The 24,727-nt window shown below is 53.0% G+C and carries 22 protein-coding genes and 1 tRNA gene; 9 read left to right on the top strand and 14 right to left on the bottom strand.

Annotation, left to right across the window (positions count from 1 at the left end):
• Nucleotides 1-32: 32 nt before the first annotated feature.
• Nucleotides 33-752: a hypothetical protein gene (locus HU743_RS06290; RefSeq protein ID WP_186647628.1), complete on the bottom strand. Its 720-nt coding sequence runs from the start codon at nt 750-752 to the stop codon at nt 33-35.
• Nucleotides 753-979: 227 nt separating this feature from the next.
• Here HU743_RS06290 and HU743_RS06285 point away from each other — a divergent pair, with 227 nt between their 5' ends.
• Together HU743_RS06285 and HU743_RS06280 are read left to right on the top strand one after the other, a co-directional pair.
• Entirely contained in the window at nt 980-1,735 is a 756-nt protein-coding gene (locus HU743_RS06285) for a hypothetical protein (protein ID WP_186647626.1), read from the top strand.
• Between the two features lie 34 nt (nt 1,736-1,769).
• Nucleotides 1,770-2,138 (top strand): PH domain-containing protein, encoded by a 369-nt coding sequence (locus HU743_RS06280; protein WP_090286060.1) that lies wholly within the window; start codon nt 1,770-1,772, stop codon nt 2,136-2,138.
• A gap of 18 nt (nt 2,139-2,156) precedes the next feature.
• Here the strand turns inward: HU743_RS06280 and HU743_RS06275 are convergent, their stop codons facing one another.
• On the bottom strand, nt 2,157-2,486 hold the full coding sequence (locus HU743_RS06275; protein WP_186619834.1) for a hypothetical protein: 330 nt from the start codon (nt 2,484-2,486) through the stop codon (nt 2,157-2,159).
• A gap of 231 nt (nt 2,487-2,717) precedes the next feature.
• On the opposite strand from HU743_RS06275, the gene HU743_RS06270 reads away from it, so the two are divergent.
• From HU743_RS06270 to HU743_RS06260, 3 genes are all read left to right on the top strand, one after another.
• Nucleotides 2,718-2,978, top strand: coding sequence for a DUF6429 family protein (locus tag HU743_RS06270; protein ID WP_186647624.1), 261 nt, complete (start codon nt 2,718-2,720; stop codon nt 2,976-2,978).
• 1,876 nt (nt 2,979-4,854) lie between these two features.
• Nucleotides 4,855-6,150: an antiviral reverse transcriptase Drt2 gene (gene drt2, locus HU743_RS06265; protein ID WP_186647622.1), complete on the top strand. Its 1,296-nt coding sequence runs from the start codon at nt 4,855-4,857 to the stop codon at nt 6,148-6,150.
• 732 nt (nt 6,151-6,882) lie between these two features.
• Nucleotides 6,883-9,627 (top strand): ATP-binding protein, encoded by a 2,745-nt coding sequence (locus HU743_RS06260; RefSeq protein WP_186647620.1) that lies wholly within the window; start codon nt 6,883-6,885, stop codon nt 9,625-9,627.
• A 311-nt stretch (nt 9,628-9,938) separates the two neighbouring features.
• On the opposite strand, the gene HU743_RS06255 is transcribed toward HU743_RS06260, so the two are convergent.
• The 12 genes from HU743_RS06255 to HU743_RS06200 form a co-directional block, all read right to left on the bottom strand.
• Nucleotides 9,939-10,910 carry a hypothetical protein gene (locus HU743_RS06255; RefSeq protein ID WP_238351699.1) on the bottom strand — a complete coding sequence of 324 codons (972 nt, stop codon included), beginning with the start codon at nt 10,908-10,910 and terminating at the stop codon, nt 9,939-9,941.
• Nucleotides 10,911-11,558: 648 nt separating this feature from the next.
• The gene (locus HU743_RS06250; protein ID WP_186647616.1) at nt 11,559-11,924 is read right to left on the bottom strand and encodes a histone-like nucleoid-structuring protein, MvaT/MvaU family; all 366 of its coding nucleotides are present in this window, start codon (nt 11,922-11,924) and stop codon (nt 11,559-11,561) included.
• 306 nt (nt 11,925-12,230) lie between these two features.
• A complete protein-coding gene (locus tag HU743_RS06245; protein WP_238351698.1) occupies nt 12,231-13,094 on the bottom strand; it encodes a hypothetical protein in 864 nt (287 codons plus the stop codon).
• A gap of 89 nt (nt 13,095-13,183) precedes the next feature.
• A complete protein-coding gene (locus HU743_RS06240; protein WP_186647614.1) occupies nt 13,184-16,090 on the bottom strand; it encodes a DUF927 domain-containing protein in 2,907 nt (968 codons plus the stop codon).
• Nucleotides 16,087-16,359, bottom strand: coding sequence for a DUF3077 domain-containing protein (locus HU743_RS06235; protein ID WP_186647613.1), 273 nt, complete (start codon nt 16,357-16,359; stop codon nt 16,087-16,089). The genes HU743_RS06240 and HU743_RS06235 overlap by 4 nt, the downstream gene beginning before the upstream one ends.
• Nucleotides 16,356-16,640 (bottom strand): hypothetical protein, encoded by a 285-nt coding sequence (locus HU743_RS06230; protein WP_038362940.1) that lies wholly within the window; start codon nt 16,638-16,640, stop codon nt 16,356-16,358. The genes HU743_RS06235 and HU743_RS06230 overlap by 4 nt, the downstream gene beginning before the upstream one ends.
• Nucleotides 16,637-16,795 carry a hypothetical protein gene (locus HU743_RS06225; protein WP_177431405.1) on the bottom strand — a complete coding sequence of 53 codons (159 nt, stop codon included), beginning with the start codon at nt 16,793-16,795 and terminating at the stop codon, nt 16,637-16,639. The genes HU743_RS06230 and HU743_RS06225 overlap by 4 nt, the downstream gene beginning before the upstream one ends.
• A 376-nt stretch (nt 16,796-17,171) precedes the next feature.
• Entirely contained in the window at nt 17,172-17,477 is a 306-nt protein-coding gene (locus tag HU743_RS06220; protein ID WP_186647611.1) for a hypothetical protein, read from the bottom strand.
• Nucleotides 17,474-17,728: an AlpA family phage regulatory protein gene (locus HU743_RS27125; protein WP_346656506.1), complete on the bottom strand. Its 255-nt coding sequence runs from the start codon at nt 17,726-17,728 to the stop codon at nt 17,474-17,476. The genes HU743_RS06220 and HU743_RS27125 overlap by 4 nt, the downstream gene beginning before the upstream one ends.
• Nucleotides 17,729-17,823: 95 nt before the next feature.
• On the bottom strand, nt 17,824-18,075 hold the full coding sequence (locus tag HU743_RS06210) for a helix-turn-helix domain-containing protein (RefSeq protein WP_186647610.1): 252 nt from the start codon (nt 18,073-18,075) through the stop codon (nt 17,824-17,826).
• A gap of 535 nt (nt 18,076-18,610) precedes the next feature.
• A complete protein-coding gene (locus HU743_RS06205; RefSeq protein WP_186647609.1) occupies nt 18,611-19,852 on the bottom strand; it encodes a tyrosine-type recombinase/integrase in 1,242 nt (413 codons plus the stop codon).
• A 164-nt stretch (nt 19,853-20,016) separates the two neighbouring features.
• Nucleotides 20,017-20,101, bottom strand: a tRNA-Leu gene (locus tag HU743_RS06200).
• A gap of 108 nt (nt 20,102-20,209) precedes the next feature.
• Here HU743_RS06200 and queA point away from each other — a divergent pair.
• The 4 genes from queA (at nt 20,210) to secD (ending at nt 24,720) form a co-directional block, all read left to right on the top strand.
• Nucleotides 20,210-21,274, top strand: a complete 1,065-nt coding sequence (gene queA, locus HU743_RS06195; protein WP_186647608.1) for a tRNA preQ1(34) S-adenosylmethionine ribosyltransferase-isomerase QueA — start codon at nt 20,210-20,212, stop codon at nt 21,272-21,274.
• Between the two features lie 14 nt (nt 21,275-21,288).
• Complete coding sequence (tgt, locus tag HU743_RS06190) at nt 21,289-22,404, top strand: tRNA guanosine(34) transglycosylase Tgt (RefSeq protein WP_160768392.1); 1,116 nt, start codon at nt 21,289-21,291, stop codon at nt 22,402-22,404.
• Between the two features lie 43 nt (nt 22,405-22,447).
• Entirely contained in the window at nt 22,448-22,786 is a 339-nt protein-coding gene (gene yajC, locus HU743_RS06185; RefSeq protein WP_016773317.1) for a preprotein translocase subunit YajC, read from the top strand.
• Nucleotides 22,787-22,851: 65 nt separating this feature from the next.
• Nucleotides 22,852-24,720, top strand: coding sequence for a protein translocase subunit SecD (gene secD / locus HU743_RS06180; protein WP_186647607.1), 1,869 nt, complete (start codon nt 22,852-22,854; stop codon nt 24,718-24,720).
• The last annotated feature ends 7 nt before the right edge of the window (nt 24,721-24,727 follow it).

The raw sequence follows: 24,727 nt of genomic DNA, 5'->3' as shown, positions 1-24,727 counted from the left end.
CGCAGCCGGCGCCCGGAACGCTTAAGCGAGGCTTAAGTCGAGGTTTTCTGCAGATTCAACGCCAACAATCGCCACTCGCCTGACGACGCTTGCTCCTGCACCGAGCAGTCGAAACGGTAGGTGACATCGTCGCCATTCATGTTGCGCGCGGTCACGCTGTTGCTGAAGCTGTAGACCTGATCCTTGAAGCGCCTGGTAGTCAGCAACTGGCTGTCAGCGAAACGCGCCGAGGCCGGGAAGCGCAAAGTGCTGGTAACCAGCGGGCTGCACATGACATAGGCGAGCATCGACTTGTCGCTGTCCGCATCGTGGCCGAGCTTTTTACTCAGCGCGGTAAGCGCTTTGCGACCCTCGGCATCACTTTGCTCCAGCACGGTTTGCTCCGTGATCGACTTCGGCGCACGGCTGGCGTAATTCGGTAGCAGGGCTGACTCGGGAGGCGACGGTTGATTATCAGGCTCGATAGGCGAAAAAGTCGGCGCGACAGCAAGTTGAGCGGCGCTCGATTCGCTTTCAGGCAGCAGAGAAGTCGGCTCGACGTTTTGCGCCACAGCGCTCTCGGGCAGCTCGTCTTTATAGGCGGAGGGAAACAGCGACAGCGTGATCGACAGCACCACCAGACCCACAATGAAACCACCTGCCGCGCCAACGATATTGCCGTAGAAAATATTCCAGCTACCGCGGTTCTTCACCACCCAGCGCCACATGAAACCCCAGACAGCGACGAACGCCAGAAAACGCAGAAACTCCATTTGATCCTTTCCTTACCTTTCAACAATCCAGGCGCGATGCTAGATGAACAATGAGCGCCGACGATGCGCGGCAAGATAGCAAAACGGACGCGTCGTCCGGTTACGGTTGCGGAAAATAATTCGCTGCCAGAAACATCAACGTGACCATCCCGGCGGCAATGAGTGGACGGCACGATAGCAAAATAGTAGCGTCGCGCCACTTTCTTCACCTGCGTAACGGACTACACATGCACACGTTCTCGTCAGTCTCGCGTCTGATTTGCGCGATCATCTTCTCTGCCCTTACCACCCCGGCTTTTGCCTACTGGGAAGAAACTCCCGAAGTCGCCTGGAAGGGCTACCTCTCCGATTGTCACAATTATCAGGACGCGTTGAACAAGGTTCAAAACGGGGCCATGACTGCCAGGGACGCGATGATCCGAATCGATAGCTTGAACCGCACTGTTTTCGTCCATCGCGATCAACTCGCTCAGGCAAGCCTCGACTCTCCCGATTATGCCCGTTGCGAAAACGTCATTGCTCAAGCGACCGAAATCTGGAACAGGGAACATGACGTCCAGGACAAAGAGATTCAACAGCGATACTTCGAGGCTCAGGCCGAGCACGTAAAGTCACCGGAATACCAGCGCGCTCGCGCTCTCGGCTTTAGCGACGTCGGCGGACTCGGCAAGCTCAAAGAGCTCGCCGAGGATTCGGAAACGGATGGCGAAGCGTATCTGAAGACACTGATGATCACGGTCGATTGGGGATGCGGCCGACATTTTCGCGCCGTGCGATACGTCAAACCCTACGTGATCTACACCGCCCATCCCGATGAGGGGAGCTGCGCAGTCTATAAGGAGGTCGCGGTGCTGGGCGCAGACACGGTGGAGCAAGGCGAGACCATCGATCGCGACGCTATTTTCCAGTACGTGGGGTGGAAAAAACTGACCGGGCCGGGCGGGTTTCCGCTCGACATCCGCGTCGTCAAAATGCGCAAGTAATCCGCAGGTTTTTATTCAGCCAGAGGACGGACAGATGATCGACTTCAACAACAAAGGCTTCTTCAAACTCAAGCAGAACGATGAGTACGCCGAGCGTGTAACCGCACTGCTACTGGAAGGAGAACAAGTCATCGACGCCTACAAAGCCATGCGCGACGGCGTGGTGTTCACCAACAAACGCATCATCGCCGTCAACGTCCAGGGCATCACCGGCAGCAAAAAGGATTTCACCTCGCTGCCCTACAAGAACATCGTCGCCTACTCGGTAGAAACCTCAGGCACGTTCGATCTGGATTCGGAACTGGAGATCTACTTCTCGTCGCTGGGGAAAGTGAAATTCGAATTCACCGGCAAGACCTCGATGGTGGAAATCTCGAAGTACATTTCCAGCTATCTACTCTAAGAACCCACCGCGCGGCACTCAAAGAATGTCGCGCAAATACCCCTTCAGCGCGAGTAGCGGCTGACCCAGTTGCTCCAGCGAGCGCGCCTGACCAAACTCCGCCGACAACTTGTGCAACTCCCGCCCCAACGGCTTCTCGACCCCGCCCAGCGCATCCATCGCCAGGTTCAGGCATTGGTTCAGCTTGAACTGAATGGTCTGGACATCGCCGCGTTTGACCAACAACTCGAACACGTCCTTCTGGTAGTCGCCCATGACCATGTCATCGCGCAGGATCGGGCTCAGGCCCTCTTCTTCATAGGCGAGTTTGAGCGAGAAAAGGGCGACGGTTTCCAGTGAGGTTTCCATGGGTGTCTTGTCGTGTGAAGTGGAGGACTTGGAACCAATGCACTTACGGAAGACCGGTGGAGGTCTGCCGTACGAGCGCGATTATACGGGCGGTGAATGCATTCAGGGCAACGAGCAATCGGTCAGCTTGCGTGGTTGCGGGATCTACACTCACAGCCGCTGGCGCAGCATTGACATCCACTTTGATACGGCGCTTTGATGACAAAGGCCTGAACATCAGCGGAGACCATCATGGAATACGACACAAAACTGATTGACGACGCCGTCCTTGCCCTCTTGGCAGCTTGCAGCTCCGCCAGCGGCAATGCCTGGAAAGGGTATGACTTCGAAATCATGAACCGCTTGCACGAGCAGGGTTTGATCAGTGATCCGGTTAACAGGAACAAGTCGATCTGGCTGACGGAAGAAGGGCTGGAGCGGGGGCGGGAGATAGCTGAGCGGATGTTTGGAGTTAAGGCGGAGGCGGGAAAGGCATCAGACTCTGAGAGCTGACCTGGAAAGCCCGCACGGCAAAAAACACTTTCTTCCAGACGAAAAAAAGGCCCTGCTTTCGCAAGACCTTTTTCTCTATGTTGGTGCCCGAGGGAGACTGGAGTCTTCCATGTAATCCGTGGCCTACAGCCAGATTTCACGGTTCGGGATACACGTGGGGATACAGCTTGCTTAGCCCTATGATTGCACAATCCCAGATCTAGGCATAAATGCCCTTTCGGTAGTCGAGAACCTAACTGGTGTGGCAAGGATTGCAGCAGTAGTAACAACCATTAATCCGTAGGTTCGGGTTTGCCACTCGAGCGGCGCTCACAGCACCAGTGCACGACAGGTGATTTCCCAGTGATGCCTGATTGGCAGGCAATGGCATGAACCGACAGCCAGTCGTCGTGTTGTGCACTTCGTAGTCGCCATTTGCTTGAACGTTTCTATTCACGATAAATGATGGCATTTGCTAGTCCTCGCTTCCGTGTGTCGGATCGGTAATGACTCAAGAGTTCTAACCATGTGTGCCGTACGGGCGGAAACCGCGATGGCTAGCAGGGATGGAGATTAGCCGCAGGATGGCAGAAAGCAATCAGACGCCAGAAAGCCGCCGGGGACCCTGGGACTATCTGAAGGACACGGGGTCGGAAACCCGCGGGACTGCGTTAGTAGAAGGATTTCAAAGTTACTGAAATTTCAGTCATTGAAATCGAAAGAATTCCGCTGAAAAAAGGGCATCATTACCGCATCAGTAACGATACCCTTTTGTGTTGATGATTATGGACACCTCCGATCGTCAACCGAGTCAACCTGTCAAACAATGTAAAAAAATCAGCCACTACCAAGATCGCACGGGTTTTGTGCCCCGTGCCTTTGAGAATTGCTCAGGGTCCCCCGGCGACGTCTCAACACTTTGTGCAATTGCACTGGTGGACTGCGGGTTCACCCGGTTCACCAGTTCACTAAGCTGGGCTCCTGTCTGCTAACAAGGTCCTGCGGGTTTCCGACCCCGTGCCTCAATGAAAAGCTCAGGGGCCCACGGTAGACCGTGCGGGATGCACCTGAATTTCGCTGGAGGGATTGGTGCTACCGGGGAGCGGGGCTCGTATCTGTTCAAACTGCGGTGTAACTCGTGTAACTGGTGTAACGAAAATAGATAAGCTATTGTGTTTATTGATATTTTTCGGAGTTACACCGATCTGGCACACCGATTTTCCAGCGTGTAACTGAGTCAAGTCGTGTAACAGTTTCAGATGAAGACAGGGCGCTCTAACTGGTTGAGCGCCCGTTACTAATGGTTAGCCGTCGGTAATCATTGGCTCAGGCCGTCAGTTGTGTCAGCAATTTGCAGGCAGTCGCAAAAGACTGCTTTCGGCCAGAAGAAAACGTTCGGATGAGTCCAGGAAATTAGGGCAATTCGAACATTGGATTCACGACGACACCAGTTGCACACAGCTAAACACCTCAGGCATAAACACCTGAGTGCGCCGAATTTGAATTTTTTGGTGTAAAACGAAAATATTTGGAAGGCGGGTTGGTTTTTTTGGAGCGGGGCTAGGGGTGAAAAATATGATTCGCTCCCTAGGCGTGATCACATTCCCTGTGCTAGATTCAGTATGCTTGTGGCATTAGGCCCCGAGGTGGATCACAAGTTGTCAAGCCACCCATGATTATTTATCAGCGGGACACACATGGCGAACAACAGCATACGGAATCTCTTCATTGAGAACCTCCAGATGTAATCGTGATACTGACACTATACGTCAACTCTAGCAATACGCGGCCTAGTCTGAAAAGATGGATAATGTTTAGAGCATTAAGTTTAGCCGGTGGGGCGGTTTAGGGATTGCCGCCATCCTAGTCCCACCGGTTGGCTTATCAAGGTGTGAGCATGGACGAATTGCTATGGTACAAGCCTAGAAAGTATCTTCACTTTGATCGTCCTGTTGGTCAGAAAGCTGCACTGGATTATGTTTCATCTCCGCAGAAAGTCGCAGCTCATTCATTTTATCCTTTTATTACCTACACATCAGTGGTTCTGAAGTATCGGTTAGATAATGATCGTGGCGTATTCATCAAGAACCCCAAGCCTAGGCCAATCAGTTACTCGGCTCACTTGGACTCACATATATATGCTTATTACTGCTTCCTCTTAAGTCAACTGTATGAAAAGGAGTTAGTGCGGCGTGGTTTGAATACGTCGGTGCTGGCTTTTCGTTCCATTGACGGAAAAAGCAATATTCATTTTGCACACGATGCGTTCTGTGAGATCAAAGCTAAGGGAGAGTGCTGCGTTCTTGCATTCGACGTTGAAAAATTCTTTGATCGTCTTGATCACTCACGATTGAAGGCAGCTTGGGCGAAGTTGCTAGGAGCCGAGCAACTTCCAGCTGACCATTTTGCGGTTTTCAAGTCGATCACGAAGAGCACGCGCGTCGATAAGATCGCCCTCTATAACAAGCTTGGAGTGTCTATCCATAATCCACGAGTTGAAGATAAGCGTCTCTGCTCGGCCAAGCGATTTCGTGATGATATAAGGGGCGGAGGGCTTCTTGCTACCAACCCCGATTCACGAGGCATTCCGCAAGGATCTCCAATAAGTGCGCTCCTGTCCAACATCTATATGTTAGAGTTTGATCTCGCTTTGCTTTCAAAGTTGTCTTTGACAGAGTCAGTATTCTATCGCTATTGCGACGACATACTCGTCATATGTGATTCGGAAAAGGAAGATGAGATTTATGAGTATGTGAATGATGAAATTAGAAAGCTGGGGTTGAATTTGCAAGAGAAGAAAACGGAAATTAGACAATTTGCGTTTGACGCTGCAGGTAAACTTCGCTCTGATAAACCGGTGCATTACCTTGGTTTTTCGTTTGATGGGCAACGTGAGCATATTCGCTCATCCTCTATAACGAGATACTATAAAAAGCTTCGTAAGCGTATCTGGGTAAGTAAGAAGGCAATGGATCGTTGCAACGAACTTCGGGCTGGAAGGGGGGAGCCTCCGAGAGAGCTTTTCCTTCAGACTATTTATAAAGGCTATAGTTACCTTGGGCGCAGGAACTTTATTTCATATGGATTCAGGGCTGCGAATATTATGGATTCTCAGTCAATTAGGAAACAACTGCGTTCCCATTGGAGAAAGCTAAACAAGTTGTTGGCTGATGCTAGATCAAGTGGTCAATGAAAAGCTTGTATGATTCCGAGATTGGTAAGAGAGTCGATATAGCACCTGACTTCTATCGGGTCGATACACATCGCCAAAAAACGTCCGCTTCTGTCCGTTTTCTGCCCTCTACGAATGGCACAGTTCGACCAATAGCGGTCGTTGGGGACAGACAGCTATCCCCCAAAAGCTGCCATTCCATGAGTACGGAATTAGCGAAGTTCGAAACGAGCCTCGAGCAGCTTAATGTTCGTACCGGTGTGTATGCAGGCTGTTTCAGAGACGAAGGAGCATTGGAGCAATCAGATGGGAAGCTGACAATCGACCGAGTAGCATCAAATAAATTATTTGATCGCCCTTCAATCCAGCGTTTGGAAAAGACAGTTAAGGCAGATGTACCCAGCGTGAGATGGGTATGCTGGGGGCAACCTAGCGAAACGCTTTATTCTCCCAGCGCTCTTCCCTTCGCGTCAGGTGAATGGCCCAGCTGTCGCCCTTCAAGAGGGGCAGCGTTCGCCAAGGGCCGATCTAAAGCGTTCCTTTGAACGCGACAGGTTTCAAATGCCTGATTACTAACCACGTTTCTGCGCGAAATTTCAATCACTAGCGTGGCAAGAAATTTCTGATTTTAGTAAGCGCGCACTTAACTTTACTCGTCGTTGGGTTGAGCAAAAAAAAAATGATGGCAATATGCCAGAATGGCCTCGTATTTCTAGACGAGAGATAACGTACTTTTATAAAAGGACTTAGTTAGTGGATACTAATTATAACAAACGAAAAGCTACAATGGTGTTGCATGACCTTGAAACATCGCTTGGGAACTTCATTTTGGATACGGAAATCCAAACGGAAAATTTTCCTGAAGAGATAATAAAGTATATAGCTCGAAGAGAGCAGGAAAAAGATCGAAGTTTAGATACAACAAAGCCGAGAGATGTAATTGAAGCAACCTATCTCGATGAGCTTTTTCAAATCTTACTTGAAATAACTAAAGATACCTCTGCAAATAAGTATATTGAAAGGTTGCGACAATATTTTATAATATATGAAATTTACGATATCAGGAATATAGTATCTCATCCAAATCGACAATTTATAGATACTTATTGGTATAGGGTGGCGGCGCTCGCATCTGATCCAATTATAGATATTCTCGGTATGCATCAAGTTAAGAAGTCTTTAGCATCTGCTGAAGAAGGTAGGATAATTGATCCTCCTGAAGACTGGGTTAAAAAAATAATCTGGGAGGTTCCCAATAATCTACCAGAAAATTTTGAGCATGCAATCACTGGCTTGGTTGGACGTCAAAAAGAAGCGAGCGAACTGCTTGCATTGATTAAAAATCCTCGGATCAACAATATCGCGATAGTAGCGCCTGGCGGTATTGGTAAAACTGCGCTTGTACTTGACTTGCTTTCTTCTCAGGTCAAATTACCTGAAACCAAAGAGTATTTTGATAGCTGCTTGTACGCGACTCTTAAAACAGAGAGGCTTACTTCTAATGGGGTTGTCAAGTTAAATTCGATTGAGACACTGGATGAGCTAAAGGCTTTGATTAGGACCGAAGCTGAGCGTATTTATGAACAGAGGTATGATAGCTTTGAAAGTCTTTGCAAAGACAAAGAAAAGGAAAGGGTATTAGTATTTGTAGATAATCTCGAAACACTTCTTATTGACTCGCAGTCAGAGTTTCACGATTTCAATAATAGTCTGCCTGCAGCGTGGCGTTTGTTAGTAACAAGTCGAGTAACTATCAATAATGCTAGCATCACTTCGCTGGAACCCCTCAAACCCAAGTCAGCAGTGCATTTGGCCCGAAGCTATATCAACCGAAGAGGTGGAGATTTGCTTGATGAAGCTACGCTGACTGAGCTGGCGAAAAAATGCCACTATAATCCGCTAGCTATACGATTAACTATTGATTTGTATGTTTCTGGCAAAGAAATACCTAGCTCCATTAATGTGGCGAATAAAGAGATTGCTAGCTTTTCTTTTACGAACTTGATCGACAATCTTACTCAGGAGTCAGTAAAAATATTGGAGGCTTTATTTGTCGCTATAGATTCCGACCGAAATACATTATGTGAAATACTTTCTCTATCAACTGAAGAAGTTGCCCAAGGGATCTCAGAGCTTAGCAACACTAGTCTGATAGCTAGGAAAACTACTGACAGTGGTGAGGTCTATACGCTAAGCGACTCTATTCGTGAGCTTGTCCTCGTGAATACTAGGAATATCCTCGTGCGCGCTGAAATACAAGCGCAAATCACTAGAAGGATTACGCTCTCCAAGCAAATTGAAGCAAACCAAATTAATCAAAGTATCCCCGAGTATCATTGGGAGTATATCCCCAAAGAAATTAACGCAAATCTTAAGATTCTACTTGTCGAACTCAATAAGTCTTCTCGCAAACTGCAAATACGAAATGACAAAGCCGTCGGACTCCATAAACTATTCAAAGAGTCTGAGCATCTTTATGATCATATTAGCGTATTCAACAGAGGCTATGGCCGCATACTCGAAGCGCTAAAAGCAAATGAGTTAGCCATGTTGAGATATAAGAAAGCTCAAGAGCAAAACCCGCAAGATCCAAGCAATAGGGTCTGTATGGCGATGCTGTTGCATAAATGCGGGTCGTATGAATCAGCGCATGAAGTATATATGGCGCTGACTCAAGAGGGTTGGGATAAAGAAAAAGATGGCGATACGAGTATTGCATTCTTTGTGGTTAACGGCTTCTATCTGTCGCTACTTTACGATCATAAATATGACGATATATTGGATTACACCAAGCAGTGGAAGGAATCTGTAACCTATAGAGGCTTAATCGGTTCGTACAGAGCTTCTGCTTGGAAGCGAAAGGCTGAAGCTATAGTAAACACTGATCCTGTACTTACTATGAAGTATCTTACTAGCGCAATGAAGATACTTGATGATGTATTCACCAAGGATGGGTATATCAAGCCGGCATGTGTTCAAGCCAAAAACCTCTTCAGCGAAATAACGTACTGTTTGAATAGCAAGACTTACACATCGTCTTCAGAATTTGCCAATACTGCACTTAATTTTATCGATTCACACCTTGCAAATACTGCCGAGCAAGTCAATTACGCTACTGACGACGCTGTATTGTCGTTGGTCGAAAGACTTGCAAAGTTAGATGTTTCCCCCAACCCCTTTAAAGGGAAGTTTTGGTCGCGAATATTCCAGCGTAAAGATGTGGAAGGCCTCGATTTAGGTGATGTGGAGTCAAGAGGATTGACACTGACTTCTGTAAGTGGCACGCCGAGAGGGCGCAATGGTCAAACCACCTATATTTTCTCGGTTGACGATAGCGGTGAAGAGTACTTCCTTCGACACGATCAACTGAGGAATGGTGGTTGGAGCGAGTGGATCAATATAGGAATAGGGGACAAACTCGCTGTTTTACCTGATAGAACCTCTACCACCGGGCGAACGACTGAAGTAAGTGATGTCTATATTGTAGAATCCCACTAGTTTTTTAAAAAAATTGCGATGCGCATTATCATTAATGCGCATCGCACTCCTATCAAGCCAATAGTGGTTTTTTCCCTAAATAAAATTAATCTGATCTTTAGAGAGAATTTTTTGTCACCAAATACATATCGGTTACGAGTCGGTAAGTGATCAATCAAAAAATATTTGATGCCAAGCTCGCTGATTTCACTGACCGAATGGGCTGTCCGCTTGGCCAGGAGCTGACACTCGGGCAGACCGCTTTCGGCCAATAGCGACATATTCTTGATTTATTAATGGTCACCTTCGCATCATTTTTCCTGAAAAATTTATTATTCGTACTTCAATTCACCGAATAGACTGTACATTAGATCCCCTTTCAGAACCTCAAATGGAAGTTCGACGTAGTCATTCCGGTGACGCGGCAGAGCTTTACCATCGTGAGGTGCATTTTTAGTATGTCCCTGCACTTGCTCCCCGTTCTCTTTGATATAAGGCAGCACAACGATTCGGCCATGGTTCTTGGATAAAATCGTACCCTCAAGCCACATCGCTTCTCCAGTCTCCGACTTACCTGGAGCACCTACCTGCTTCACTACCCACTGCGGGACATTGCCACTCTCATACCAAAACACAAAGCTACCCACGATCAAAACCTGCTGCCCTCGATGCAAAGCATCTGCGAGCAATAGTTTCACGCTCGCAAGTTGTAGTAGTTTATTTGCACGAGGAAGAAGTGCATCCCGAATTGCAGCTTTAGTCTGGCCCCAGTGGCCAGTACCACTCATCCCAAAGCCTCTCGCGATTTTCTCGCGGTAAGCGTATAGGGCCACCTTGTGACTATTAGCTCCAATGCCGCGCCAAGTGAAATTTCCTTCGCACTCAAGAAGCATGCCGTACTGCGCCAAGAAAACCAGCTGAACATATGGATATTGTAGTAGGCATCTATGAAGCTCTGCTCTTAGGACATCATTACCATTCAAGACAATTAGATCTTCCAGTCGAGGTCGAGGGTCCGCTCCGTGAAGCTTGATAGCTTCCATCAACATGAGTCTTTCCTCGCTCATCAAGCGTTCTTCAGCTGTCAGCGCTTTTTGCACTTTCAAACGCATCGACTCGGCCTGTTGGGACGGTAAGGCAAGATTCTTTACAGCTTGTTCAAGCAGTAGATTTGTGGATTTGGCCTCCGTGACAGCAGTGTCGTAATCTCGATAAGTAATCGAGCCATAGCCGCCATGAGCGACGTCGTCGCGACGAAGATACCAATCAAAATCTCCGTCCGGCTTCAGCTGTAGCTCAAGCATATGCCAGACGGCATCATGCTTGACACATGGTTGTGGCCAGCAACCCAATATAGGTAGGCGTTCACGGTGTCGTCTCAATGATCTCATGATAATTTCCTCCGCTTACCTTTATGGTTGATCTTAGGCAGAAGATTCCTACAAAGCCATTATTTCTACTCGCTCTTACTTTTAGCCATGCTTGTGAGCTGCCTTCGTCTTGTTTACTTATTGATTCCAGCATTTATGCACCGGTCGATTGAAGCTGTTCACGAGAGGCAGCTTTTGGCCGATAGAAGACGTTAGGGAAGGGCTGTTATCAGCTGAACTGTGCTTCGAGTCAAACGCCAGGTTATGCAGTCATGCGGAGGGCGTCGCCAAGGCTGTAACGGTTGTGAAATACGTAGGCTGGATCGACGCGGCCTTAGGGGGGGCATCCTAAGAAGGTTCAAGAAGTCTGGGCAGCAGGAAACATAGAAGCCCATTAAAATATCAAATACACCGAGGGCGGTAGCTTCATTGGTGGCGTGGCCGGTGGTGGTGCGTCAGGTGTGATGATGCGGCGGCGCCCCATAGCGCTGCTTTCCAAGAGGACGGTGAGTCTGTAGGTAAATCAGGACTACTAAAATGACAAAAAGGGCCCATTTGGGCCCTTTTTCAGGTAAAGCGATCTTACTTTTTCAACCAGCTTTCAACCACTTCGGAACCGTGTTGGGTTTTCCACTCTTTTAGTATCTTGTGATTACCGCCTTTGGTTTCGACCACTTCGCCAGTGTGAGGGTTTTTATACGTTTTCAACTCGCGAGGTTTACGCGTGCCTGGCGCCTGAACAGGCGCTTTGCCGCGTGCGCTGCTCTGTGGGTCTAGTAGATTGACGATGTGCTTGAGGCTGAAACCGTACTGGGAGAGCAGTTCACGAAGCTTGGTTTCAAATTCGATTTCTTTTTTCAGTGCACCGTCGCTCTTCAGAGCTTCCAGCGCCTGAAGCTGTTCGGCCAAGTGTTTTTCCAGCTGACGGTATTCGGCAAGTTTTGACATTAGTGCTTCCTGATATAGTTTTGAAGGTATCTACCTGAATAGCATTACAGCATAGAGTTCAGGTTACTTTCGACCTTTTAACTGGCTTTCGATGAGGCTCATTTCGTTCTTGATCAAGTTAACCGTTAGTGTCTGGACCTTAGAGGTCTTTCCGGTTTTGATATCCACGACCTTCATCAGGGCGGTCAAATGACTTCTGCGCGCTTTCAAAGTGTCAGTCCAGCTAGCGCTGCTTTGTATTGGAGTGGTCATGATTTTTTCATCCATGCGATTCTAAATGGCCCGCATCGGCGGGCTATTTCGGATTCACGCTGCCAGCAGATCTTCCAATGAAATGTCACGGGCGGCAGCGGACAGTTCTGAGTTACTAAGGTCCGAAAGAAAAGGGCCGAATCGAGGCACATCCAGCTTGGAGAAACCGTATCCCGAGCCCCCCTTTTGGTAGCTCACGGCAATTATCCGTGCGCCTATAGCTATGAGTTGATCTGTAACGGCATTCCACTCTTCGTCTAACGTAAGCCCTACTGCGCTCAGAGCCGCATTTTTGGCGTCGTCTGCTCGTTGCTTGGCGTTTGAGATTTGCGTTGCAAGGGAGTCAAGTTCCGCCTGTAAAGCCACGAGGATGAGCTCCTGCCTTCTTACGTGCTCATCTGTGGTTGCGAGTTGCTTGGCTGCCTTCTGAATTTCGCCGTTGGCAGCTTTTTCGCCTTCGCTGTCGCCACTGGCGAGACTTCTGGCATACAGACTTGCAGCATCTCGTTCTGCTTGCTGTGCTTTTTCCAGGGATTGCTCAGCATCTGTCTGAATCGTCAGAAGACGCTCATTCAAGTGCGACTGTGTCCGTTCCAACGCTTCGAGCTCAGCAGCAGTTTCGGACATGGTTTGGATCGACCGCGATTTGATCTCCTCTACCTGCTCCATGCGTTCCAAATACGCGATCTTTGTTTCAGTGCGTTCAAGCTCGTATGGAATAGCTCGCAAGCGGCTGTTGGCGGACGATAGCCGCTCCATTGCTTCACGCCCTTCAGGGCTTCCTATCATGTTGCCGTTTGGGCTGTAGTTGCTGGGGGCGTTACGCCACTCGGCCTCCAGAACGGGAATACTGTTTTCGATGGTTTCGCGCTCAGCGATAAGAGTGGCTCGTTGCCTTTTCAATTCATTCATTTTCATATTCGTGGTCCTTGATGAGTTTTGATTTCATTGGTTTGGCTGGCGAGGCCGGGAGTGAGCCGGCGTTACCTCGATCAGCTGAGATGCCCTCAGGCAGCCCGAGCCTCGCTGTCATCCGTTCCCGGAATTGCTTTCACGATGTAGCAGCGCTGTTGGCCTAAGCCGGGCAATCGCACCAGACTTGATGCCTTGCCGTCGCTGCTCGGCTCCAGAACACCGCGTTGCAAGAGTTCCTTGTTTACTGCGGTAAGGTTCATGCCCCGGAAGATCTCCGAGCGCCAAGCCTCGGTCAGCACGTAATAGGTGTTGGTGGTATGCAGAGAGTCTCCGAGGCCATGTTCAAGCGTCTTGCGAAAGCCGAGCCGGTCTATGGTGCGTGGGCCGTGTTCATCGATTTTTGCCGCCGCCGATTCCCAGCGTGTGAAGCGACTTTCACCGAATCGCTCGATGACCTGGCGTAGCCGCGCCAAGATTGCATCGCCCTCGAAGTTGCCTGCACCGCCGCGCTCGTTCATCCATGCGTTGAGACACACGCGAGCGGCTGTGGTGGCGGTCCCGTCCGGCCAGCCGGTGATACCCATCGCGGTGGCCAGCTCGCCTGCGGCTGCCGCTAGACCGAAGCGAGCGGCAGCACGGTGCGCCTGCCCACTAGCGGATACAGGAAGCGATTTAGCGACGAAGCCTTCCAGCGTGCGGCGCAGGATGACCGCCCAGCCGTGGCGTTTGCCGGGCTCGCACAGCGCCGTCAGAAATGCAGTGAGCGGGGTGCCGTAGTATTTCGCTACGCGCGCTTTGAGCGCATCGGAAAGCGCAGCTGCATCCTCGAAACCGTTGAGCGTGTCGAACATGCCGAGGCCTTTGCTGGCATCGGCCGGAACGGCGAGCATGCGCACCTCCATGCCCGCTTTCAGTTCCTTGTTGGCTTCGGCCATGTGCTGGGCCAAGGTCTTCTCGCCTGTGGAGAGGAACAGCAGGCGCCACTCTTGTACCTGTCGGCCTGCTTGGCCTCGGTCATTGGCGCGAGCCTTCCCGGTGCCATTGCCGAGCATGTAGACCGTTTCTCCAATGATGCGTGGATCGCACATGCCGATTTCATCCAGCACCAATAGGCCGTCTGAATGCGCGGCAGCGATAGATTCCAGCGCGTTGTCGGTCGAGCGCCACGAACGCACCAAGCGCGGTCCGCCGTAGATCGAGGCGGCAACTTGCAGATGAGTGGTCTTGCCGCCGGAGCTGTCGCCGTACAGGTGGAAGCCGCCCGACTCATTGCCGAGCATGTGCAGCAGGGGACCGGCAAAGGCCACGCCGACGACAAATGCTAGGCGATGATTGCCGATGCACAATGCGCCGATCTGCTGTTGCCATTGCTCGAGCGTGCCTGATTCGCTGATCGGTGGAAGCTGTGCGCCGGCTTCATAGAAATGCAGGTGCTCGCTGTGCGTCCCAACCTGCTGCTCGGGCAACAAAAAGGCGTTGTCGTGCCATCCCAAGCGGGTTACCAGTCGTGCCCGTTCGGCGCTGTCAAACCCACCGAGATAACTCTGCAAGTCATTGCGTGCGTTGCGTCCCGAGCGGCTACCGGCGAGGCGCAGGCCCATGTCTACCAGCGGCCCAAGTACGTCCTTTCCGAAGTCGCCAGTCATTGTGCGTGCCGGAATGTTCCAGCGTTTTTTGGTGCCGTCTGGATCGTCGAACTCGACCAGCAGACCCCAGTTCTGGCCCTTGTCATCACGCGTCCGGGCGAGGATCGCCAGAGGCGAACATACCGGACGCGCCTCGCCGTCGTCACCGGCGTAAAACACGCCTTCGGACGTCAGGCGAAAGCCTCCCGGCATTAGGTCGTTTTTCGATTTGGTTGGGCGTTTGGGCGCTGCTTTAGGCTTCTGCTCGGGTTCTGGTTCAACGTGTGCGACAACCGCTTTTTCCTCGATCGCCGCGAACAGTTCACCACTGCTTTCCAGCTCGACGAAGTGGTCGACGGTCCAGCCTTTGGCGATTGCATCGGCGGCATCGTCGCCGTCGTTCCATTGCCCACCTTTGGCAAACGCGGCACGTTCATTCTTTCTCATCGGCTTGCGTTTGAACACATCCAATGCGATGAGTCGGACCGAGGCAGCGCCGATTTCGTGCAGCTTCTCGGCAACGACTCTCATGCAGCCTTTGCCGCTGTCGTCGTTGTCCGGCCACAACCACACGTCCCGACCTTTGAGGGGTGCCAGGTCGGCTTTGTGCCAAGAGTTGGAACCGTTCGGCCAGCAGGTGGCGACGTGGTTGGGCAGCAGTTCGGCGGCGGCATCGGCAGCTTTCTCGCCTTCGCACAGAATCACCGGTGCGTCACTGCGCTGAGCCAGTTCATCAAGGCGAAGCAAGGGACGCGGATCTGGCAGACCCTGCCAGCGCCATTGTGTGGATTGGCCATCGGCGCGCTGGCACCACGTCAGTGGCGCGAAGACCTTCTTCGGCTTGCCGTCTTCATCGGGGCCGAGGTCGAAGCGGTAGAGCGCCATGAGAGGCTGACCCTTTGCGTCGCGATAGACCCAAACCTTGGACGGCACACCATGATTGCGATGTTTGGTTGGGCACTTGTTCATGGCCTCGGTCGGGATCGGCTGAATAGCATTCCACGTCGTTGCTTTGGGCTTGCTCGGTGCAGCTTTCGTCTGGGCAGCACCGGGCGCAACGTCCAATAAGTCGGCCAGCTTGTTGCAAGCCTCGACGTCAGAGCCGCCTTCCAAATAGCGCACCAGATCGATGAGATCTCCGCCTTTGTCTCCGGTGGCAAAGTCGGCCCAAGTGCCCTTGCTTAAATTGATCTTCAGCGAACCGGCACGCTTGTCGCTGCGGGTTGGATTCGGAGCGGTATATTCCTTGCCGCCGTCTACACGCTTGCCGTTGGGCAGCCAGTGCGACAGGACACGATCAATGTCTTTCAGCGCGGCGATTTTCACGTCGGCAAAGCTTGGACGTTTTGTGGTGATGTTCGGGCGCTGGCTCATGTGTCAGCCCTCGGCAGAAACAGCGCGTCGTTGATGTCATCGATCAGCGCTTTGGCCATCTCGCCAAGGTACAGGGCAGGCCAACTGAAACGCTCGCCGCTGTCGCTCATGGCAGCGTCGAAGTTGAGCTGGTTAGCGTGATGCTGGAGAAGAGAAACCATCTCCAGTGCATCCTCGACCGGGACACCGGCATTGACCCGAAATAACTTTAAATCGGTGGCATTCACGCGAGTAAAAGTGGCGTGGCCGAGCGTGGTGGAAGCGGTCATAGAGCACCGCCTTTCTGCATGGCAGGCGTCGACGTGTTATCGCCGTGCATGGCCAGTGTTTTGATCAGACCGAGGGTGCCGCGTACATCCCAAAGGACGGCCGCGATAACGTGATTGGCGAGGCGCGAGGATTCATTTTCAAAGTGATCCTCGAGCAATGTCAGCACTGAATCGGCACGGTCAATCGCGCAGGTAATAGCGTCGATGGGCACACCTGCTTCTGCGGTCGGATTCACGCAAAGCAGGTCTTCAGGCAGAGAGAAACTCAGGGCGTTATTCATTGGGCACCGCCTGCGGTTTCGAGTGCGCGGGCTTTGGCCATGTGAGCGTTGTAACGGGACAGACGTGTAGCGAGGCTGGAGTTGGCGTGTAAAGCGGCGAGAGCCATTGCACGGTGTGCAGCGGCGCGAATTTTGGACGGATCGATAGTGATCATTAGATGTAGCTCCCGAATCAGAGGAGCCACCACAGCCTGCCGCCAAGCAGGAATGGGTGGCGAATTGCGCAAGATTGGCGGACCGGTGATTCAGGAACCCGGCGCACCCGAAGGTGCTCCTGCGCAACTCGCCATAACGCGTAATCGCGGGCACAAAAAAAGCGCCTGCAATTGAGTATATGGCGCTGTTGCGCCTGAAATCGTTCGACCCGCCAAGGTCGGTCGCTGAATTTGCAGCGACGGCCAGAGAGTAACGTGCGTTTTTCGAAAGTGCAACTGCGCTGGTGGCTTGCGGTTTGTTCTGGTGCGGCATAAATTGTTCTGGCATGTAGATTGACCTCAACGCCTCCGGATCGCCCCCGGGGGCGTTTTCGTTTCAGGCGTGAGCTTCCCAGCGCAGGGAGAGCAGGGGCAGGAAGTCGCCGTCGATTAAGGATTTGGCGTCTTCGTAGGCATCGATCTGCTGGCCTTCATCGACGACCACAAATCCAATTTTTTCGCAGCGGAGAGCGAGAATGCACCAGGTGCCGTCGGCCCATCTGAGGATGCTGACCACTCGCCCCTTTTTTTCTTCTCGGCTGCGAAAGCGTTCAAAACGCTGCATGGTTTGGGAAGAGAAACCGATTCGGCGCAACACCGAAAACGGATGCATCACCGCGTTGCTCGCGATCTTGGATTTCATGCGGCCACCTCTTTACGGGCCGCGATGAGTGCACGATTCCAATTCAAAACCTCGGCTAAAACCCACGCCACCGGCGCGCCGCGTGCGTTGCTATTGGTGAGTTTCACTGCCTGTGGGAATCCGCTCTCGGACTGGTTCATAAGCTTGTAAACGGTTGCGCGGCCGATGCCAGTAAGGGCCATGACTTGATTGATACGGATCAACGTGGCAGCGGGGTCGTACCGGGACAGATCCCAATCAAAAGCGTTGATTTGTGATTGTGGCGAGTTGGCGCTGTCACGTTGGTCAGTGATCGACGTGGCGGATGCAGAGCGCTTCGTGGTTTTCTTGACTGGAATGGAAGAGGTCACTCGGTTCGTCCTCCCGCATTGGCAGCGGTAGAGCAAACCCGGCTTTCAAGCCAGGCCGCGACGTCCCCAGAGCGATAACGCACCCGTGAACCGGTTTTGACATAGGGTAGTGAATGAGTGCGTGAGCTGCGCCATGCAGCGAGTGTTCGGCTGGACAAGCCCAAGGCGCTCGCTACTTGATCAGTGGTGAGGAGCTCTGTAGCAGGCTGGATGGTTGCACATGGGGTTGCGGCGTCGTGGATAGTCATAGCAGGTTACCTGTCGTAGTTCTTACAGGCCCCAGCTATGTAAACTAATAATTAATTTTTGAAAGCTTTATTTTTCGTCTACTTCGAAGCAGTGTTCCGTTTAGTGGCAAGTAAAGTCAGCACGTTCGCTACAAAGTTTTCATTTTTTGCCGGGCCGTCCCACCATGTCCCACTGGTTTTCTATACAGTAGAAAAAATGAAAAGCAAAACGCGCTTTTTACAACTTTTTACATAAGTGTTACTTTATTGCAGACTCTAGACGCTTGCTTCGCAGTTCCTCAAATTCCGAAATTCAACCCCCCGCCCCATGCTTTCTGTCGTCTCCAGCGAAAGATATCCAAGTCCCAGCCACATGTGCCTATCAGTGAAGTACTGCTATCCGGCGTTACACGGTTAGGCATCGTTACACCGGGTGTACGCGATTCCGTTCAAGCGTGTAACTCACGGGAGAGCCAATGAATTTGGGCGTTTGGTCGAGGTCGTTACACGAGTTACACGCGTTACATGGATTTACGAAGGGGTTGGAAGTCTGCGCTCAGACCGCCTCGCCGAAATGTCCGTGAATGACATTTCCTGCTGCCAACTGATCTAGGTAATCCGCGTACCACTGCATCATCTTTACCCGATGCTCGAAGTATTGAGCTTTATTGTAAATGCCAGAAATGCCCTCTTCCTTATGAGCTAGTTGAGCTTCGACATGCTCCTTTGGCCAGCCGTGCTCCCTGAGCAGTGTGCTAGCAGTATGGCGTGTGCCGTGACCCACGAGCCTCCCTTTGTAGCCGACCGTTGCGAACACTTTGTTGATAGTGTTTTCACTGATAGTTGGATTCTTCGCGCCGACTCCGGGGAATAACCATCGACTGCGCCCAGTGAGGCTGTGAAGCTCTTTCAAAGCTGATATCGCTTGCTTAGGTAATGGGCATACGAAATCCCTGCGCATTTTCATTTTCGCGGCAGGTGTTGTCCAAATAGCTTTGTGAAGGTCGAACTCTTTCCATTCGGCTAAGCGAACCATACCCGGCCTAGACGCTGTCCAAAGGCAGAGCCACGCAGCAGTTCGAGCCGTCAGCCTGCTTGGCGTGTTCTGGAGAGCGATTAAAAAGTCACCTAGCTCATGCTCCAGTAAATGAGGGTGCTGCTGAGTCTTCGGTGCTTGGGCGGCAATGTCTCGAAGACGGCTTCCGGGATCGTTCTCAGTCAGGCCTAGGCCAATGGCTCGACCAAAAATCTGATTGATCCAGGTGCGGCATTTTTCCGCAACGTTGTGAGCGTCTCTTGCTTCGATGGATGCTTGAAGTTCTGCGCAATCGGTACGAGTAATTTCGTCCAGTGGCTTGTCGCCGAGCGCGGGAAGAATGTCTTTATCGAGATATGTACGTATTTTGTTGAGGGTGGAGGGCGCTAGCCCCTTCTCCTCCTTAGCCTTGAGCCAAGCATCGGCAGCTGCTCGAAAAGTCCGTGTCTTGGCTAAAACAATCGCAGCCTTAGCAGAGCGCTTCTGTTCAAGGGGATCTACACCACTGCTCACTACTTTACGTAAATCAGCAGCTTTGTCTCGTGCCAGCGCACCACTTACTTCAGGGTAACCCCCGAGCCCCATCCATGCCCAGTTGCCCGCCGATCGTTTGTAGCGAAGTTGCCAGGACTTCCCGCCATCAGGTTTTACCCTGAAGTAGAGGCCGTTTCCGTCCAGCTCGCGGTATTCCTTTGATTCCGGCTCCAGCCCCGCGAGTGTCGTGTCAGCGAGAGGGCGGCGCTTGATGTCTGCGCGCTTCATCCTTGTATCCCAAAGTTAGGTAATTTCCTCAGGATACAAGGAGGGATACAGGGATACAACGGATAGGGGGAGACAGGGGTAAACAGCCAGGCACAAAAAAACCGGCCAAGTGGCCGGTTTTTTTGGGTCTGAGAGACTGGTAGAGACTCTCAGATACTGCTATGTGGTGCCCCGAGGGAGACTCGAACTCCCACTCCTTTCGAAAACGGATTTTGAATCCGCCGCGTCTACCAATTCCGCCATCAGGGCTCAATGGCGGCGAAGTATAGAGAGGTGATTACCGTTGGTCAATCACGTTTCATGGTCAATTTTCGATATTTCCGCTAGACTTTCCGGCCCTGCTAGACGAACCCCATCATGCGCGTTGCTGACTTTACTTTCGAGCTTCCTGATTCGCTGATCGCCCGCCACCCGTTGGCCGAGCGTCGCGGTAGTCGCCTGCTGACCCTTGATGGGCCGAGCGGCGCCCTGGCACACCGTCAGTTCACTGATTTGCTTGAGCATTTGCGCTCGGGCGATTTGATGGTGTTCAACAATACCCGGGTGATTCCGGCGCGGCTGTTCGGGCAGAAAGCGTCCGGCGGCAAGCTGGAAATTCTCGTCGAACGCGTGCTCGATGCGCACCGCGTGCTGGCTCATGTGCGTTCCAGCAAGTCGCCGAAGCCGGGTTCGAAGATCCTTATCGATGGCGGTGGCGAAGCCGAGATGCTCGCGCGTCACGATGCGTTGTTCGAGCTGGGTTTTGCCGAGGAAGTGTTGCCGCTGCTCGACCGCGTCGGGCACATGCCGTTGCCTCCTTATATAGACCGCCCGGATGAAGGCGCGGATCGCGAGCGTTATCAGACCGTGTACGCCCAGCGTCTGGGGGCGGTGGCGGCGCCGACGGCGGGGCTGCATTTCGATGAGCCGTTGATGCAGGCGATTGCCGCCAAGGGCGTCGAGACTGCATTCGTTACGCTGCACGTCGGCGCGGGGACGTTCCAGCCGGTGCGTGTCGAGAAGATCGAAGATCACCACATGCACAGCGAGTGGCTGGAAGTCGGCCAGGACGTGGTCGACGCCGTTGCCGCGTGCCGTGCGCGGGGCGGTCGGGTGATTGCTGTGGGCACGACCAGTGTGCGTTCGCTGGAGAGTGCGGCGCGCGATGGTGTGCTCAAGCCGTTCAGTGGCGACACCGACATCTTTATCTACCCGGGCCGACCGTTTCATGTGGTTGATGCCCTGGTGACCAATTTCCATTTGCCGGAATCCACGCTGTTGATGCTGGTTTCCGCGTTTGCCGGTTATCCGGAAACAATGGCCGCCTACAAGGCCGCCGTCGATAACGGTTACCGCTTTTTCAGCTACGGTGATGCGATGTTCATCACCCGCAATCCCGCTCCAACTGCCCCTGAACAATCAGGCCCAGAGGAAACACAATGAGTCGCGAATGTCGAATGTCCTTTGAGCTCCTGGCCACCGATGGCAAGGCCCGCCGTGGTCGCCTGACGTTCCCCCGTGGCACCGTCGAGACCCCGGCGTTCATGCCGGTTGGCACCTACGGCACGGTCAAGGGCATGTTGCCGCGTGACATCGTCGCCACTGGCGCGGAGATCATTCTGGGCAACACCTTCCACCTGTGGCTGCGTCCTGGCACTCAGGTGATCAAGGAGCACGGCGACCTGCACGATTTCATGCAGTGGAAAGGCCCGATTCTTACCGACTCCGGCGGCTTCCAGGTGTTCAGCCTCGGCGCGATGCGCAAGATCAAGGAGGAAGGTGTGACCTTCGCTTCTCCGGTCGACGGCGCCAAAGTGTTCATGGGCCCGGAAGAGTCGATGCAGGTGCAGCGCGATTTAGGCTCCGACATCGTGATGATCTTCGACGAGTGCACGCCGTACCCGGCTGACGAAGACGTCGCGCGCGTGTCGATGGAGCTGTCGTTGCGCTGGGCCCAGCGTTCGAAGAATGCCCATGGCGACAACACCGCGGCGCTGTTCGGCATCGTTCAGGGCGGCATGCATGAAAATCTGCGCATGCGCTCGCTCGAAGGCCTCGACAAGATCGGCTTCGACGGCCTCGCCATCGGCGGTCTGTCGGTGGGCGAACCGAAGCATGAAATGATCAAGGTACTGGATTATCTGCCGGGCCAGATGCCGGCTGACAAACCTCGTTACCTTATGGGCGTTGGCAAACCGGAAGATCTGGTTGAGGGTGTGCGCCGCGGGGTGGACATGTTCGATTGCGTGATGCCAACCCGTAATGCCCGCAATGGGCATCTGTTCATCGATACCGGTGTGCTGAAGATCCGTAACGCGTTTCATCGCCATGATGAATCGCCGCTGGATCCGACCTGCGATTGCTATACCTGCCAGAACTTCTCGCGTGCTTATCTGCATCACTTGGACAAGTGCGGCGAAATGCTCGGCAGCATGCTCAATACCATCCATAACTTGCGCCATTATCAGGTGCTGATGGCTGGTTTGCGCGAGGCTATTCAACAGGGTACATTGGCCGCCTTTGTCGATGCCTTTTACGCCAAACGCGGACTTCCCGTCCCGCCTTTGGACTGAGTTTTCTGACCCCAAGATTCAACATTTGCAACTGGAGTGCTAAATGAGCTTTTTTATCTCTAACGCCATGGCTGACGCAGCTGCACCGGCTGCTGCAAGCCCAATGGGCGGCGGCTTCGAGTGGATTTTCCTGGTCGGCTTCCTGGTCATCTTCTACCTGATGATCTGGCGTCCACAGGCCAAGCGCGCCAAAGAGCAGAAGAACCTGCTGAGCAGCCTGCAAAAGGGTGACGAAGTTGTGACCACTGGCGGCATCGCCGGCAAGATCACCAAGGTTGCCGATGACTTCGTGGTGCTGGAAGTGTCCGACACCGTTGAAATGAAGTTCCAGAAAGGCGCCATCGCCGCCACGCTGCCAAAAGGCACGCTGAAAGCGATCTAAGAGCAACAACTTCTACTCAATCGACGGGGCGCGCAAGGCGCCCCGCGTTCATAACGGGCGGCGTGATGCTGAACAAATACCCTCTGTGGAAATACATTCTGATCCTGGCGGTGCTGGCGGTCGGTCTGATTTATTCCGCTCCCAATCTTTATCCTGATGACCCGGCCATCCAGGTCAGCGGTGCAAGCACTGCGCTGCAAGTCAATCAGGCTGATCTGGATCGTGTGAGCACGGCGCTCAAGGAATCCGGCATCAACGTCAAGGCTGCGACGCTGGCGGCCAACGGCAAGGGCGGGCTGATCCGTCTGAGCAAGGCTGAAGACCAACTGCCGGCCAAAGATGTTGTGCGCAAGGCATTGGGTGATGACTACGTCGTCGCGCTGAACCTGGCGCAAACCACTCCGCAATGGCTGCGCAATCTGGGTGCGCACCCGATGAAGCTGGGTCTGGACTTGTCCGGTGGTGTGCACTTCCTGCTTGAAGTGGACATGGACAAAGCCCTCGATGCTCGCCTGAAAGTCTACGAAGGCGACGTCAAGAGCCTGCTGCGCAAAGAGAAGCTGCGCTATCGCAGCCTGCCGCAACTGGGCGGTGCCATTCAGTTGGGCTTCAGCGATGAAGACTCCCGCGAACAGGCCCGTGCGCTGATCCGCAAGAACTTCAACGATTTCGACATTGTTCCGGCCGACCTCAACGGTCAACCGGTGCTGCGTCTGGCGATGACCCCGGCCAAGCTGGCGGAAATCCGTGAATACTCCATCAAGCAGAACTTGACCACGGTACGTAACCGCGTCAACGAGCTGGGTGTTGCCGAACCGATCGTTCAGCGTCAGGGCGCCAACCGCATTGTGGTTGAGCTGCCGGGCGTGCAGGACACGGCCGAAGCCAAGCGTATCCTCGGCAAGACGGCCAACCTCGAGTTCCGACTGGCTGCAGAGCCGGGCGCTTCGAAAGCCACTTCCGAATCGTTCGAATTCCGTGAAGGCAACCGTCCTGCGGCGCAGATCGAACGTGGTCTGATCATCACCGGTGACCAGGTCACTGACGCCAAGGCCGGTTTCGGCGAGCACGGCACGCCTGAAGTGAACATCCGTCTGGATGGCCACGGTGGCGAGTTGATGAGCCGCGCGACCCGTTCCAACGTCGGTCGCAGCATGGCGGTGATCTTCATCGAGCAGCGTCCGGTCACCACTTACACCAAACAAATGGTCAACGGCGTCGAGAAAGACGTCGCGGTGCAGACGTTCAAGGAAGAGAAGAAAATCATCAGCCTGGCGACCATTCAGTCGCCGCTGGGTGCGCAATTCCGCATCACCGGCCTGAACGGCCAAGGCGAGTCGTCTGAGCTGGCGCTGCTGCTGCGTGCCGGTGGTCTGGCCGCACCGATGTACTTCGCTGAAGAGCGCACCATCGGCCCGAGCCTGGGTGCTGACAACATCACCAAAGGTATCGATGCGTCGCTGTGGGGCATGCTGTTCGTGTCGCTGTTCATCATCGCCATCTACCGCTTCTTCGGCGTCATCGCCACCGTCGCGCTGGCGGTGAACATGGTGCTGCTGCTGGCCTTGATGTCGCTGCTCGGCGCCACGCTGACCCTGCCGGGTATCGCCGGTATCGTGTTGACCATGGGCATGGCCGTCGACGCCAACGTACTGATCTTCTCGCGGATTCGTGAAGAGATCGCCGCTGGCATGACTGTGCAGCGGGCAATCAACGAAGGCTTCGGCCGGGCATTCACTGCGATTCTCGACGCCAACCTGACCACGCTGTTGGTCGGCGGCATTCTCTTCGCCATGGGCACCGGCCCGGTGAAGGGCTTCGCAGTGACCATGTCCCTCGGGATCTTTACCTCGATGTTCACGGCCATCATGGTGACCCGCGCAATGGTCAACCTGATCTTTGGCGGACGTGACTTCAAGAAGTTGTGGATTTAAGGGGCTG

Source organism: Pseudomonas sp. SWRI99 (genome assembly GCF_014270125.1).
Lineage (GTDB): Bacteria > Pseudomonadota > Gammaproteobacteria > Pseudomonadales > Pseudomonadaceae > Aquipseudomonas > Aquipseudomonas hamedanensis.
The sequence above is the reverse complement of the archived record's forward strand: the minus strand, read 5'-3'. Positions and strand labels throughout refer to the sequence as shown.